At 42.5% G+C, this 14,215-nt stretch carries 15 protein-coding genes; 10 read left to right on the plus strand and 5 right to left on the minus strand.

All coding sequences use genetic code 11. The features are described from left to right. Positions 1–20: 20 nt before the first annotated feature. Positions 21–1,649: a hypothetical protein gene (locus ACHUFI_RS05715; protein WP_394247383.1), complete on the plus strand. Its 1,629-nt coding sequence runs from the start codon at positions 21–23 to the stop codon at positions 1,647–1,649. A 49-nt stretch (positions 1,650–1,698) separates the two neighbouring features. Here ACHUFI_RS05715 and nrtS read toward each other — a convergent pair whose 3' ends face one another. Both nrtS and ACHUFI_RS05725 read right to left on the minus strand, forming a co-directional pair. Continuing rightward, positions 1,699–1,908 carry a nitrate/nitrite transporter NrtS gene (nrtS, locus tag ACHUFI_RS05720; RefSeq protein WP_394247384.1) on the minus strand — a complete coding sequence of 70 codons (210 nt, stop codon included), beginning with the start codon at positions 1,906–1,908 and terminating at the stop codon, positions 1,699–1,701. Between the two features lie 168 nt (positions 1,909–2,076). After that, a complete protein-coding gene (locus tag ACHUFI_RS05725; protein ID WP_394247385.1) occupies positions 2,077–3,030 on the minus strand; it encodes a glycosyl transferase family protein in 954 nt (317 codons plus the stop codon). A 239-nt stretch (positions 3,031–3,269) separates the two neighbouring features. Here ACHUFI_RS05725 and ACHUFI_RS05730 point away from each other — a divergent pair, with 239 nt between their 5' ends. After that, on the plus strand, positions 3,270–4,241 hold the full coding sequence (locus ACHUFI_RS05730) for a sensor domain-containing diguanylate cyclase (protein ID WP_394247386.1): 972 nt from the start codon (positions 3,270–3,272) through the stop codon (positions 4,239–4,241). Between the two features lie 33 nt (positions 4,242–4,274). Here ACHUFI_RS05730 and ACHUFI_RS05735 read toward each other — a convergent pair whose 3' ends face one another. Together ACHUFI_RS05735 and ACHUFI_RS05740 are read right to left on the minus strand one after the other, a co-directional pair. Then, complete coding sequence (locus ACHUFI_RS05735; protein ID WP_394247387.1) at positions 4,275–4,625, minus strand: XRE family transcriptional regulator; 351 nt, start codon at positions 4,623–4,625, stop codon at positions 4,275–4,277. A gap of 164 nt (positions 4,626–4,789) precedes the next feature. After that, the gene (locus ACHUFI_RS05740; RefSeq protein ID WP_394247388.1) at positions 4,790–5,260 is read right to left on the minus strand and encodes a GNAT family N-acetyltransferase; all 471 of its coding nucleotides are present in this window, start codon (positions 5,258–5,260) and stop codon (positions 4,790–4,792) included. Between the two features lie 101 nt (positions 5,261–5,361). Here ACHUFI_RS05740 and ACHUFI_RS05745 point away from each other — a divergent pair, with 101 nt between their 5' ends. The 7 genes from ACHUFI_RS05745 (at position 5,362) to ACHUFI_RS05775 (ending at position 11,423) form a co-directional block, all read left to right on the plus strand. Next, a complete protein-coding gene (locus ACHUFI_RS05745) occupies positions 5,362–5,973 on the plus strand; it encodes a TetR/AcrR family transcriptional regulator (protein ID WP_394247389.1) in 612 nt (203 codons plus the stop codon). Between the two features lie 107 nt (positions 5,974–6,080). Then, positions 6,081–6,446, plus strand: a complete 366-nt coding sequence (locus ACHUFI_RS05750) for a hypothetical protein (protein ID WP_394247390.1) — start codon at positions 6,081–6,083, stop codon at positions 6,444–6,446. Between the two features lie 84 nt (positions 6,447–6,530). Beyond that, a complete protein-coding gene (locus ACHUFI_RS05755) occupies positions 6,531–7,130 on the plus strand; it encodes a thiol:disulfide interchange protein DsbA/DsbL (protein ID WP_394247391.1) in 600 nt (199 codons plus the stop codon). A 363-nt stretch (positions 7,131–7,493) separates the two neighbouring features. Further along, the gene (locus ACHUFI_RS05760; RefSeq protein WP_394247392.1) at positions 7,494–8,417 is read left to right on the plus strand and encodes a BamA/TamA family outer membrane protein; all 924 of its coding nucleotides are present in this window, start codon (positions 7,494–7,496) and stop codon (positions 8,415–8,417) included. Between the two features lie 213 nt (positions 8,418–8,630). After that, a complete protein-coding gene (locus ACHUFI_RS05765) occupies positions 8,631–9,545 on the plus strand; it encodes a DMT family transporter (protein ID WP_394247393.1) in 915 nt (304 codons plus the stop codon). 151 nt (positions 9,546–9,696) lie between these two features. Beyond that, on the plus strand, positions 9,697–10,791 hold the full coding sequence (locus ACHUFI_RS05770) for a protein kinase family protein (protein ID WP_394247394.1): 1,095 nt from the start codon (positions 9,697–9,699) through the stop codon (positions 10,789–10,791). Positions 10,792–11,000: 209 nt separating this feature from the next. Further along, positions 11,001–11,423 (plus strand): universal stress protein, encoded by a 423-nt coding sequence (locus ACHUFI_RS05775; RefSeq protein WP_394247395.1) that lies wholly within the window; start codon positions 11,001–11,003, stop codon positions 11,421–11,423. Positions 11,424–11,551: 128 nt separating this feature from the next. Here ACHUFI_RS05775 and ACHUFI_RS05780 read toward each other — a convergent pair whose 3' ends face one another. Beyond that, positions 11,552–13,189 (minus strand): methyl-accepting chemotaxis protein, encoded by a 1,638-nt coding sequence (locus ACHUFI_RS05780; protein ID WP_394247396.1) that lies wholly within the window; start codon positions 13,187–13,189, stop codon positions 11,552–11,554. 586 nt (positions 13,190–13,775) lie between these two features. Here ACHUFI_RS05780 and ACHUFI_RS05785 point away from each other — a divergent pair. Beyond that, the gene (locus ACHUFI_RS05785) at positions 13,776–14,108 is read left to right on the plus strand and encodes a thiamine-phosphate diphosphorylase (RefSeq protein ID WP_394247542.1); all 333 of its coding nucleotides are present in this window, start codon (positions 13,776–13,778) and stop codon (positions 14,106–14,108) included. The last annotated feature ends 107 nt before the right edge of the window (positions 14,109–14,215 follow it).

Here is a 14,215-nt window from a genome sequence, read left to right on the forward strand (position 1 = left end):
TTTTATTGAGTATGAAGAATATGTTCCGAGTATTAACATGGGTAATCCCAACTCTAGCACTAGCTTTAACTGGTTGCGGAAGTGAATCGACAACAACGACACCTACAGGAAGCAGCTCTGGTACAGGCGCAAGTTCTGGCTCTACGAGCAAAATCAATAATTATGCCAAAGGTCAAAATCTAGAATTTGCTGGTGAACTGTCTGATACATTCCCTACTGAATTTGAATCTGCCAAAGCAGTTGGTTTCAAACACTACGCTGAATTAACAGTAAAATCAGGCGCAACCACACGTTCAGGTAACGCTTCTCCAACCCAAAAAATTCGTATCATCGCGACTGACGACAATGCTAACGGTGAGAAAATTCTTCGTGCGGCAAACATTCTTGCTCACCTGCTAACTAATAAAGAAAACTCAAAATACGGTTCTGATAAATCTTCGATTGCTAACACAATGGCGACGCGTGAAGCCACACTGATGCTGACCGCAAATGAAGATGAGAATACCGCCTTACTACTTGGCCTATTTGCCGACAACGCTATCAAGCTGGGCGTATTAGGCGACTTAGTTTCAAATGCAAACCTTCAATCTCAAAACCCAATCAGTACCACGGATCTCATTGCGTTTCGCGATGACTTCTTGGCTCTGGAAGAAGAAGACCAAGAAAAGATCATCGAAGCCTTCTTTACTGAGTTACCAGATGAAGCCGGTTTCCCTAAATGGATCCTCAATAGCCAAGGCCTATACTATCGAGAGTTAACCGTTGTTGGCGACTGCCACTACATGACAAACTTCGACATTCCAAATTCTTGTGGGTCTTTAGGCACAAATAACGACGGCGACGAAGCAGACCGTGATGCGGCATTCGAAGAAATCCTTCACCTAGTACAAGCTCAGGGCATCGCTCCTAACGCCCCAACAAAACCTTACCAAGAAGCAGTACGTGCAGAAGCATTACGTCAATACACTGACATGAACAATGGTGGTGCTGTCGCGTGGAATCCAACTCAAAGCAGTTGGGACGATTGGGAAAGCGATGACATCAACCCAGAAATTGGTCAAAGCTATTCACATGAATACTTGGCTTCGGTATTCGACGCTTACATGGGCATGTGGCAACACCAAAACGAAGGGCTAGACGGTTACAAACTTAACAGCCGTGAAAAAATGACACTGGGTGATAACGGAATCACGGACGATGCGGGATTAGACTTTGTGACAGGCATGTTCCATGAAATGGTTCAAACCACAGTGCGCATCGATTCAAATGGCGTCGCTGAGTACCACAATAAGAAAGGAAACTTAGACTCACGATTTGTGATGAATACCTACCAAGTGGTACCACCGATTGAAGCATACACCTATAAATCTCAGTACTACTTAAACGCAAAAATTATTGGTGATAACCCAATGAACCTATTCGCTAACAATGAAGACAACATTCTGGAAGGTAACAACCAACCAAACGTCATCAATGGCCTTGGCGGAACCGATACTTACATCATCAACAACAAGATGTCTGAATGTGTGATAGCGGCACACCAAGGGCTATACGTTCTAATTAGCTGCCCTAACACCAACGACGATATGTTATATGAAATCGAAAAGCTGAAGTTCACCGATACTGAAGTTCTAGTTTCATCGCTTTAATACATCCTCTAGATTGAGTGGGTTTAACCACTTAACTAAGAAAAAGAGCCTAATTAGGCTCTTTTTCTTTATTCATCTCTTTGATGGTGATGTAACTGCTGACAAGCGAGACAATGAATGGCACACAATAGGTAAGTGTCACTTTTAACCACTCAATCGGCTCAGCACCGAAGATCGCATCAAACTGGTTAATTACATTTAGAATGGAGCCGACTATCATCGCAATGATCACAGCTCTTTTGATTAACGTCTTATTCATGCCAACTGCCATATCGCTCAAACATAAATCAAAGTATGAACGCTTTTTCTGTAAACCCAGAAATATTCGACACCGGCTGGCTTTGGCAAGGTTTCGATTTATCTACCATTAATAAAAAAAGGCCGGCATTGAGCCGACCTTTCATACATCACTTCCGTAAATCAATAACTACGAACAATAGCTCGTCCATAACGATAGTGCTTTAGCGTGCGCAGCTGATCTATCGTGTGACTCTGCAAAAAGAATTGCTGTCATCGTTTCAACAACGCTGTTCGCCATTAATTCAAACTCTTCTTTTGGCGTCTCAAGAACACACTCAGTCGGCATAGGTAGGTCTTCAGAGATTGCCCCTTCCCAGTAGAAAGACTCAACTTTGTCAGGCGTACTCATCCATACTGTTTGGCTAACTTTTGGGTTGTACTCGGATTCACCATTTTGGCCTTTAAAGGAAATCACTGAATGAGATTTTTCCCCTATCACATGTTCTACTTCTGCATGCAACTGTGGGAAACCTGGGTGGAAACTGCCTCTTAGACCTAAGCGGCCCCCACCTGGGTTCAAAGCTCGAACCACAGTATTAATCGGGGTGCGCAAGCCATAACGGGCTTTCCAACCTATCATTGTCTTAGCTTCAGGCGCGAAGTTCGCTAACGGTAAATAAGCGATACCGTCCGAGTCAAGAATCTGCTTCGCCTCTTGTGCATCACTTGCACAACGAACGCCCACTTGTTCAAGGTAGCTTTCTACATGTTCTCGACCACTCGGCTTATCCATATAACCATGCATTAAGATCTTGTAACCATTCGAGGATAAAATCTTAGCGGCTAATAGATTCCAAGGCTTACCACTACTCTTATCATTGCGCTTGCCGGCATAACAAGGCCAGTCAATATCCGCACCTAAGTCCGGCACACGAGATTGAAATGCTTTAACGAAGCCTGCGATTTCTTCATTCGTTTCATTTTGTACTCGGATCAACATTAACAGCATTGCCATTTGATCGTCGCCCACTTGCCCATCCAAATACTCTTCCATGATTCGGCGTGCTTGCTCAAACGTGAGCGGTTTGCGGCCACGTTCTCCGCGACCAACTGTGCGAATACAATCTAAAATACTACTCATTAATCCTAACTCTCTACATTATCGACGGTTTATCTAGGTAATCAGTTCTACCTATAAACAAGCGTTTGTATCCCTGCTTTATGGTTGCGCAACACTATGCAACGGTCTCGATTTCAAATCAAACGAAAAGGGTAACCAATTTGATCTTCCTATGACCCTACCCCATTTCTATGCTTTACACCTACAAATGCGCTATATCTATAAGTAATGACAAATTACTCAATATTAAGGTCAGGGGTTTGGATTCGATCTTTTTCAAAGCAATCACGAAGCACCCAGAAATCATTGCAACGGTTTTTGAGTCTTTGCCTGAGCCCACCTTTTTAATCAACCATGAAGGGTACTATGTCGAAACATGGGGTGGCACAGACACCAAACGCCATCACAATCCTTCGCTACTCGTTGGGCTCCACCTTAGCGATATTTTACCCGCGGACAAAATCGAGTGGTTTAGCCAAGTCATTAAGCAAGCACTTGAAACCCATGAAGCTTGCGAATTGGAGTATGAGCTCGACCCCAAACAACTTCCCTGCTTTAAAGGCATTGAAGGCCCTACTCAAGTTCAATATTTCAGTGCTTTTGTCGTACCTTTAGCGGGCTATAACCATGTCCTATGGACAGTAAGAAACATCACCGAATACAAGCTTTCACAAATAGAGCTTGTCGAACAACAAAAACGCTTTGAACGCTTAAGCACCATTGACCACCTCACTCAAACGTATAATCGCTTTGCGCTCGAAAAGTTATTGCCACAAGCTCTTATTGATACTGAAAAGAACAATATCAGCGCGTCACTGTTTATGATCGATATTGACTGCTTTAAAGATCTCAACGATCTATACGGTCACTTAAAAGGCGATGACGCGTTAGCCCAAGTGTCACACACGATTATGAACTGGTGTGGTAGCAATGGTTATTGCTTTCGGTTCGGCGGTGATGAGTTTTTAGTCTTTCGACAAGGGTTAGCTCGTGAAGAGTGCTTAAAGTTAGGCTGGGAGCTATCTAGAGCAGTAAAGAACCTCAACATCCCGAACAAGAATTCAGAAGTGGGAGAAAGGCTATCCATAACTATTGGCATAGAACACTGTGAGCAGATCCCAGAGAACATCAATATTGAACGGTTCATAGCGATCGCTGATCAAGCTCTATTCCATGCCAAAAATCTTGAACGGGGCACAGTGCATATCTTTAACAAACGGCCCGAGTGTTAACTCATAGAAGAGGACACATCAAAGGCAAAACCGTTAAGCTTGTAAGGCGTGAACATACTCGATCACCACTTGATTGCCGTCTACATATACGTTTTGAATCTCGCCATCTACTGCAATTCGATTGCTCAAATAGACAACTTGAGGAGCCCCAGACGCACTGCGCATCAAAGAAGGGAGGTGATGGGCAGGGTCAATACGCATTAAACGAAAGAACTCTGCAATAAAACCCATAGTGATTGGGGCAGAGCCTCGGATCAAATTAGAAAAATCAATCTGAGTCATACCCATCTTTTTTGCCATTTCCATTTGCGTCATGTGCATTTTGGCTTTTTGAGACATCCACACATCATACAGTGCTTCTCTATCTTGCTCGGTAAATTCCATAATCTGATTCTCGAAAATTGCTATTACTACTAGTCTGACAACTCACGGTTCAACCATGTCAGCCATACGTGATTTTTATGTCGGGTAACAGCAAAGTATTCATCTCATAAATCTATGAATTCAGATTAAAAATAAGCCGAGTAGCGTTGGATGTAGCCTGCCGCTCATTTAACTAGGCTTCGCTCCATTTTGAAGTTTTTCATCGATTGACCTCTGATTTGAATGGTTTGTTCTTCGATGACATGGAATCCAAAGTGTTCAAAAAAAGGCCTAGCCGTAATGCTCACCTCAGAGCGTAACACCGGTATCTGCTTTTGATCAGCTACGCTCAATATGTGTAACATCAAAGCTTTCGCGATACCTTTACCTTGATACTGATAATGACAGAAAAAGTGGTCTATCAGCCCGTCCGGTTGTAAATCTGCATAGCCCACGACTACTTCATCAATACGTGCAACAAATGGCTTTATGCGATCTGTTCGCGTTTTCCACAGTTCGAGGGAGATCGACTGACAAGCCCACGCCTCAACTTGCGCCTGAGAATAATCTCGCACGTTGACATACCTGACGGTATTAAAGAAGACTTCCCAAAGAGCGGGCGCATCCGATTCTTGGTAATTGCTAATAGTAATCATATTAATCTCCCCTAAATGGTTCACCGCAAATGAGAGCAAAGGCATTAAAAAGTATACTTGTTGGTGTAAAATAAACTCGTATCTTACCAATGAGCAGAATCATGACTGTAAAAAAGACCTTAAGCCAAAAAAAACGCGAAGCCATACTGAGTGCGGCCGTCGCTGAGTTCAAAGAGAATGGGTTCAAAAATACCAGCATGGATAAAATATCTCTTAGTGCTGAAGTGTCAAAACGAACCGTATACAACCATTTTTCAAGTAAAGATATTCTGTTCAACACCATCCTAACCGAAATGTGGAACAAAGGCTTAACCGCAACAAACTATGCTTACAATGATGATGAGCCATTACCTACTCAGCTTTCCGCCATCGCCTATCAAGAGTTGGAATTACTCAGTTCTGAAGGTTTCTTGAGTTTATCGCGTGTATTGCTTGCTGAATATTTTCATAACGAAGCACTCGCTAAGCAAGGGATGGAAAAATTTGCTCAAGCTGAAAGTGGCCTGAACCGCTGGATAAAAACGGCCACTGACGCCAAACGACTAAATGTTGATTGTCCTGACTTCGCCGCAACGCAATTCATTAGCATGATAAAGGCTTTCGCATTCTGGCCCCAAGTTATGGGACACGCCCCTTTCCCAAACCAAGAAGAGCAGCGAAAAATTGTCGAATCCGCTGTAGAAATGTTTTTGAAACAATATCAATCGCAATAACTGAATCTTCGTTGGTCTGTAAAGCAGTTCAAATAATTTCGTTTCAATCCATATCAAACGATAAAGTTGATGTATGATTGGCATTCATTAATCTCAAGTACTGCGCAATGCCAAAATTGATAAAAACAATTTGGATTACTGTATTCACGCTCTTCGCCATGCTAACCACAAGTTTTGTGGATGCCGATGCGAATAGCCGTGCATTATTGAAAGCGCAACAAGCTCAAGTACGCACTACTCAATCTAATCAAGATCTTGACCTGCATACGACTTGTCCTGAACATGAAGTGTCTTCTGAAGAAGCTCAAGTAGACCCGCACTGCTCCGGATCTAGCTGCTTATTAAAAATGCCGTCGATCCGCTCAATAGTGAACCCTATCGAGCAACCTGAGTCACTGGCACTCATTCAATCTAACAACTCTTCCAAACCTGTCATTAGAGCCCAGCTGCTTTACCGCCCTCCTATCTCTTAACAATTCAAACATTTTACTTATTTAATTACGCCTGACTTCAGGAAGGCGAGCTTTTTAATACTTTGAATTTACGAGAAATTTACAATGAAAAAACTCATTACTCTTTTTAGCACCCTTATTCTATCGTTCGCTGCTCACGCCGCTCAGTTTGAAGAAGGTACGCACTACCAAGTGTTAGACGTGGATAAAGCGAAAAAACCAACCGTGACGGAGTTCTTCTCTTTCTACTGCCCACATTGCTTTAAGTTTGAGGCAGTGGTGGAAAACTTAAAGCCATCTTTACCAGAGAACGCGAGCTTCGAGAAAGTACACGTAGCCTTCATGGGAAACAATATGGCCGTACCGATGGCCAAGTCTTACGCAACAATGATTGCCTTAGATGTTGAAAAAACAATGGTGCCAACCATGTTTAGTCAAATCCACCAGCTGCGTAAAGCGCCTAAAGATGAAGCCGCACTTCGCCAACTGTTCATCGATAACGGTGTTGATGCAAAAAAATTCGACGCCGCCTATAACAGCTTTGCCGTGAACTCAATGCAAAAACGCTTCGATAAACAGTTTGAAGCAAGCACACTCACTGGTGTACCTGGGGTATTAGTTAACAATAAATACATCGTGAAGCCAGACAACATTAAGAGCTATCACGAATACAACCAACTTGTGAATTACTTGCTCACTCTATAACGCCATACTTCCCAATCACATATAGCCCTAATACCCATTAGGGCTTTTTTATAGCCTAAGCAAACAGCAACACTTATGGCATGAACTCAACTATGAATAGATCCCCCACAAAAAAGGTATGGTGTACGCATACATTGATATGTTCTATAATAGTTTTTTATAAGATCACTTCATGCTATTCATTAGGATACGCTTGTTTAGAAAACCGCCTTTCTCATCTACTGCTTTTTTGTACTTACCTCATTTGAAAGTGTCGCATTCGACGTAGAAGCAAAAACACAGTCTGAAAATAATAAGCAGGCTCAGTGGAAAGTCATTGCCATTCCATTTTATGACCCAAGCGTAGATGCGGGACCGTCGGTGGTGCCTATATACAGCTTCTATGCCGACGAGAACAGCGAGACCTCTTCCACTCTGTCTGCAACGCTCACATACACACGTAACGAAAGCTATTACCTGAAAGGAAATACAGACTTACTTCTGAATAACGACTCTATTCGGTTGGTTAGTGAATTCGGTTATTCCTATACCAAGTTCGAACTACTTAATACCATAGATACGATCCAAGAAGACATGTATCTTGGGCTTGGGCTCAACTACAGTTCAAACCGCTATACCGCTGAAACTCGGCTTGATCGAGCCTTGCTCAGAATCCTTGGGTTCAACGGTGAATTTGAATCAGATACTGGTGGAAAAATCTCTTTTCTTTGGGATGCTCGTGAACACTACTATTACCCCTACCATGGTTTCCTATTCGAGCTTTCTTATGAAGATCATGGGGCATGGCTAGGCAATGACAAAGAAGACACCTATTCATCCTTGTTTTCCGACTATCGGATCTTTTATAGCTTAAGCCAAGACGACAACCACATTCTCGCCAGCAAGTGGGTAGAACGCTACTTACTCGATGCCGATAACGCCCCAAGTAGTGCGTATACAACCTATGGTCGTCAAGGACGAGATGTACAACGTGGGTTTGTTGTTGGCGATTATGTTGCCTCTCATATGACCAACCTTGAGCTAGAGTACCGTTATTCTATTCAACATACTTCTAGCCAAGTGTTAAACAATTTATCTATCGTTTCGCTCGCTGGTGTCGGTAAGGTATTTGGTAATCAGGTAATAGGTCCAGATAAAAGTTTCAGTGAAAGCGATACGCTTTCTATGATTGAAGTAGGCTTACGCTATCGTCTGATGCGCCAAGAAAGAATCAACGTACGCATGGATATTACCTATAACAACGAAAACGAAGTGCTCGCCTATTTCAGCCTTGGCGAAAACATCTAAACGTTCCCCCACAAAGAACAAGGCTATTACCAAGCCAATATTGAATAGAAAATTATTTCCACAAATACACATATTGGCACATCAATTTTCCACAAATTAATAGAAAGGTAGATAACAAAGCAAACATTTTCTCCAAACTCTTCCTTATACTGTGGCACATCATTAAGGCTCCACAAGCCTATGAATTACAATAATTATTAATGAGTAGTCACCATGAATGCGAAGTCTTTAACTTTCTTACTATTTGTATCGGTTTGCCTGATTTGGGGAACCACTTGGTTTGCAATGGAAGTTGCTCTCCATTCCATTCCTCCCATTTTTGCTACTGCAATGCGCTTTTTTCTTGCCGCTCCGCTATTAGTCATTTTGGCAAAAGCCTTTGGTCAACCTTTGCTTTTCCCTAAAGGGAAACGTCAGTGGATCTTGATCGTCGCGCTAATGTACTTCGCCATTCCGTTTACTTTGATGATTTATGGCGAGCAATACATTTCATCTGGATTGGCCTCTATTATTTTCGCTAACATGCCTGTCGCAGTGATGCTGATGTCCGGGCTCTTCCTAGGCTTACGACTCGCGCCACACCAAGTGGTTGGCTTGGTAACCGCAGTGATCAGCTTATGTTTGATTCTTGGCAATGAAATGCAGATGGGTGGCCAAGACTACCTTATTGGTACCGTGGCACTGGGGCTAGCGGTCGCGATTCATGCTGTGATGTATGTGTTGGTACAAAAGCATTGCAAAGATATTCAAGTGCTTACCTACAACGCGGTACCTTGCTTTGTCGCTTCTTTATTTCTATTCGCGGTATCCGCTGTCGGCGAGAACATTAATATAGAGTCATTCACTTGGGACTCAATTACCGCTGTGCTGTACTTAGGGTTTGTTGCCAGCGTAGGCGGTATCGTGGCGTACTTCAAACTTGGTCAGGTTTCGACGCCTTTCCAAGCTTCAATCTGCTTTTTAATTTTCCCTGTTGTGGCATTGGTGATTTCCGCTTCAATCAACGGTGAAATGCTTTCTGAACGATCGCTATTATTAATGCTTCCTCTGTTAGGTGGGATATTACTCACGAAAACACCTAAACAGTTTTTCAAAATCCGTAATGTTTTGAAGCCATTAGCTAGATAAACCACAGCGCAATGTTAACTTTATTAAAGGCTCCTAGGAGCCTTTTTTGTTGCCCTTCACCCTCTGATTTTATAAAACCAAAAATTCATCACAGTATGTAGAGGCTAGCTATCTATATATTCAGGCGATTAATCGTTAATGGATGACCGATGTGAACCTAGAACAACAACGCCAAGCTTCCCAACTAAAGTTCGTGCAAAGTGGACAAGAGATAAAAATTGGGGATGAAAGCAGCCTACCTCTTCCGCTAAAACAACTTCAGTCCACCACGCCAAATTCAACTTATGTGGTGCATACTTTTGAGTCTGGGCTAACCGCTATGGTTTATCACATCAAAGTTGCTGATAAAGAGTGGACTTTGAAATGCAAACGACCAAAAAGCCTTGTCAAAAACATCGATGGAGAGACCTCCTTCTTGAATGAAGTGCAGCGTAGGAGCCAACTCTCTGCGCTCAAGCAATCCAAGCCAGACGCCTTTAGAAATATTGTCGATACACACTACGCCTCCTACCAAGGGGGATTAATGCTTTCTCCGTGGATTGTGGGCGAGCCGCTCAAGGTCTTAGACCAGCACACATTCCAGCAAATATTTGATGTACTGATCAACTTAGAACTTCATGGGCTTTTTGAATGGGATCTGTGTTCAGGCAATATCCTGCAAACTCCTGAGAAACAAATAAAACTGTTTGATTTTGGGTATATGTATCAATTTGATCCAAAGACGCAATTTAACAGTAATGGACTGGATACTCCCCTTTTCCACAGTATTGAAAGGTTTGAAACTCGATTCTTTTTCGATTACCTGTTGAAGAACCCTTTGGGGTTGAGTGAAGACGAACTATTTGAATTGTACCGAATAGAAAAGAGCTGCGCGCTTTCCGCTTATAAAGTGAAACTTTCCAAGCTAAAAAGCCTTGGTGCTGATGCGCCGATAATTGAGCGACAAGAGATGATTAACCACACCTGGGAAACCGCACTGAAGAATGACGCTGCGCTGTATTCCCTATTGAAAACTGAGACTTTTCGCTCAAACGTGCTAGATCTCCTTGATGATGTTCACGGTAAATCCTGCACAAAAACAACACTTAAAAAAGCTGATTTAGTCTTGGAAATGATCAATAACAGCTTCACTTCTCTAAAAGAGAATCAAGCGCTGTTTTTTGGCGATGAAAATTTATCTCAACCTGAATTAATCACTAAGTATCATGGCGTCAAATCTCAAGCGATCAAATATCAACTGAACTAACTTTAGTCGATAGTCTTTATTGGTTAGCCGTATTCAACCTAATCCTAGCCGCCTCAAGTTAATCTACAAAGGTTTGAGGCGGTGAAGAGTAATTGAGCGGATTTTGACCAAAATCAAACCTTAACTTAGACAATTTGAGAGCAATACGACACTTATTTTCTTATGTCGTCGTATGCTAATAATAGTCATCTAAGCAGAAGGGAAAGGTCATGAAATACAAACATATCTTAGTGGCACTAGAACTGACTGAAGAAAGTAAATCATTAATAGATCGTGCGATTTCATTAGCGGAATTAACTGGCGCTAAGGTTTCGTTCATTCACATTGATGGCACCCATGGTGAAATTTATCCTGACCTCATCGATATTCAGGAGGAACCAGAAAAAAGCCCAATCAATGAACACAATAATGAAATGCTTCTCACGTTCAAACAGTACCCAGATTACCCAATACATCGATTCCTAGTCGGAACCGGGGACCTAGGCGACAAATTACAGAGTACTATTTCAGAAAACGGATTTGATTTATTAATATGTGGTCACCACCACGACTTTTGGAGCCGTATCATTTCCTACTCCAAACATTTAATTGATAAGTCTCCGATCGATATACTCGTCGTGCCAATTGAATAACAAAAAGCCAAGTATCAAATTCCAGAGTTCAAAGCCTGCATCGACTTTATTTCACAAGAACTTGAGTTGTAGAGCATGGCACTTGCCGGATTGGTAATACCTGAAATCCAGCAAGTGCCAAATCCCATTTATGCCAACTTGAAGCGCTTAATCATAGACATAAGATCGTCTGACACTCTTCTTAGCTCTTTGCCAGAGGAGGCCATTTGCGCTGATTCAGAAGACACTGAACTGGCCATATCGCTAAGGCTCACCACGTTTCGGTTTATATCATTAACCGTGACAGTTTGCTGCTCGGCGGCCGTCGCGATGTGCTGGTTCATTTCTTCAATCGTATGAACTTCCTTATTGATTCGGTTCAATACTTCCCCAACCTCTGTCGACATTTGAGAAGCATTCACCGCTTTTTCTGCTCCTTGCTTCATTACCACGACCACGTTCTCCGCCCCTGATTGCAATTTCTCTACAATGGACTGAATTTCTAATGTCGATTCTTGGGTTCTTAATGACAGAGTTCTAACTTCATCGGCGACAACCGCAAAACCCCGGCCTTGCTCCCCTGCCCTAGCGGCTTCAATAGCAGCATTGAGTGCCAACAAATTGGTTTGTTCAGCGACCCCACGTATCACCTCTAAGACTGTATCTACATTCTTTGAGTCCATCGCTAACTGACGAACCACGCAACTTGCTGATTCAATCTGCTCTTTCAGTGCATTCGACTCAATCACATTTTTGTCCATGATCACGTGACTATTTTGGGTCTCTTTTGCCGCTAACCGACTGGCATCATTCGCTTCAACGGTTCGCCCTGCGACTTCTTCGACTGTCGCTAGCATTTCTGTCATTGCTGTCGCCAACATGTCCACGTCGTCTTGTTGTTGATTGAGGCTGTCATCAATATGGTGAACTGAGGTAGAAAGTTGGGTGGCAGAAGAGGAAACTTGGGCACCGACATCACTAATATTGAGCATTATCCCTTGGACTGAAGCGACGAACTGATTGAAATAACGAGCAAGATAGATCAACTCTTTACTCCCTTCTTCGGGTAACCTCTGTGTCAGGTCGCCTTCACCCTTTGATAGGGTTCTCATCGCTTTTACGGTGCGCTTTAAAGGGGAAGTGATCGTTTTGATGAAATAGCCGACTACCAAAGACAGCACCCCGAGGATCCCGACCGCATAGCTAAACGATGCAACTTCAGAACGATACGTTGCCGCCTGTAACGCGTTCATATTCATGCCAGAACCAATCATCCACCCCCAAGGTTTAAACATGAGTGCGTAACTGGTTTTTGGATCATTGGTTCCTTTTTCGGGGTTGTGCCAGTAATAGTCTACGAATCCACCACCATTCGCGGCAACACGATACAAGTCCTTAACGAAAAGCTTCCCCGTGCTATCTTGCAGGTTCATGATCTCTGTACCTAAAAATGAAATCACGCCCGTCGCTATCTGAATACCATTTTCATCACCAGCAAAGATGTAGTTATCACCATCAAAGCGCATCGCAGAAATGGCCGCCAGAGCCTTACTTTGAGCTTCACCTTCAGAAAGTTGTCCTCTTTGGCTTAAATCATAATGATACTGAACAATGCCAACGGCACTTTCGACTAATGTCGCCACCCCCCGCTCATAACTCTCGCGCATGTTTTCTCGAGATTTATCAATGTTCAGGTAGGTATTAACCAATAATGCCAGTGCGAATAAGCCAAGAATGGACCAGGCCCTTACTGCAATGGATATTTCTTTAAACGGAGTATTCAACATAACTGTCTCTCCTAGCCATGAGTTTTAAGTGATTCTGACTTCATGCTCTCATTCACAAATAATATGAATTTACTTGCATTTATTTTTATCAATTAACCGTAGCAGGGAAAGTAATGTTAAGTATGAGAAAGTGATGAATTTAATACTACCAAAGAGGTAGTGATGAAGTTGTTAATTTAACTGATTGAATTGCGAACACTCAGAGCAAGTCGCTCAGCATATTATGCTGAAGGAGTTAAACGCTTAAGGAGGGAAGTGACGATAAAAAGATAAGTTCTAATAGAAAGTAAGCCGACTAAAGACGAGACAAAGCATTTATACAATCCTAGAAACACCCCTACTTTCTGTCGGTTCGAAAATAGCCAGAATAGACGACATGATATGAATACTATTTATCGTCTAGATAAATTCTCTAAGTTGTCGGAGATTCACACGCTGTCTAACATACCTCTCCGCACCCACTATCACTAGATTACCTTTTTATCCTAGCTCATCACAGTTTTTGTGCGTTAAGCGTACAACCTATATCTATATGTATTTTTGGAGTGTTTCCGTGGAAAGTTTAAAGCGCGTTCTTCCGGCAAAAATGGGAGCTGAGCGAATTAGACGTGAGTACGACTTGCGTGCAATGAATAGAGTCAGCGAAAGCGAATATGAATCGCGAATGAGCGTTTGGGATGCACTGCAATCACCATACGCATCAGACATCAAAACTTTCATAGACAACTTATTTAATGAACTCCAGCAAAAATTAGCGGGAGCAAACCGAGGCACCTCAATTAACTACGCTGATTTTGTCGAGTTTGCCAACGAAGAAATCAATTACATCAAAGTGCATGTGAGAGAAAACGTCACTCAATACTTTTGGTACGCCACTATCGCCTTGATGATAACGGGAGTAATTGCACTCTGTATATAGTCAGCGATTACCCATAATAGCGTAGCTAAGTAGCAGCTCATTAGAATGCAGAAATCAAAAACGCCACTCATCCCTGAGTGGCTTCCTAAACTTAATTCTTAGGTTTT

The organism is Vibrio profundi (assembly GCF_043642225.1).
GTDB lineage: Bacteria > Pseudomonadota > Gammaproteobacteria > Enterobacterales > Vibrionaceae > Vibrio > Vibrio profundi_A.

What these genes read in the sequence shown, in the direction of transcription:
- ACHUFI_RS05745 (WP_394247389.1), top strand. Translation starts at nt 5,362, where the DNA reads ATGACTGTAAAAAAGACCTTAAGCCAAAAAAAACGCGAAGCCATACTG.
- ACHUFI_RS05785 (WP_394247542.1), top strand. Translation starts at nt 13,776, where the DNA reads ATGGGAGCTGAGCGAATTAGACGTGAGTACGACTTGCGTGCAATGAAT.
- ACHUFI_RS05725 (WP_394247385.1), bottom strand. Translation starts at nt 3,030, where the DNA reads ATGAGTAGTATTTTAGATTGTATTCGCACAGTTGGTCGCGGAGAACGT.
- ACHUFI_RS05715 (WP_394247383.1), top strand. Translation starts at nt 21, where the DNA reads ATGTTCCGAGTATTAACATGGGTAATCCCAACTCTAGCACTAGCTTTA.
- ACHUFI_RS05740 (WP_394247388.1), bottom strand. Translation starts at nt 5,260, where the DNA reads ATGATTACTATTAGCAATTACCAAGAATCGGATGCGCCCGCTCTTTGG.
- ACHUFI_RS05775 (WP_394247395.1), top strand. Translation starts at nt 11,001, where the DNA reads ATGAAATACAAACATATCTTAGTGGCACTAGAACTGACTGAAGAAAGT.
- nrtS (WP_394247384.1), bottom strand. Translation starts at nt 1,908, where the DNA reads ATGAATAAGACGTTAATCAAAAGAGCTGTGATCATTGCGATGATAGTC.
- ACHUFI_RS05755 (WP_394247391.1), top strand. Translation starts at nt 6,531, where the DNA reads ATGAAAAAACTCATTACTCTTTTTAGCACCCTTATTCTATCGTTCGCT.
- ACHUFI_RS05780 (WP_394247396.1), bottom strand. Translation starts at nt 13,189, where the DNA reads ATGTTGAATACTCCGTTTAAAGAAATATCCATTGCAGTAAGGGCCTGG.
- ACHUFI_RS05735 (WP_394247387.1), bottom strand. Translation starts at nt 4,625, where the DNA reads ATGGAATTTACCGAGCAAGATAGAGAAGCACTGTATGATGTGTGGATG.
- ACHUFI_RS05750 (WP_394247390.1), top strand. Translation starts at nt 6,081, where the DNA reads ATGCCAAAATTGATAAAAACAATTTGGATTACTGTATTCACGCTCTTC.
- ACHUFI_RS05765 (WP_394247393.1), top strand. Translation starts at nt 8,631, where the DNA reads ATGAATGCGAAGTCTTTAACTTTCTTACTATTTGTATCGGTTTGCCTG.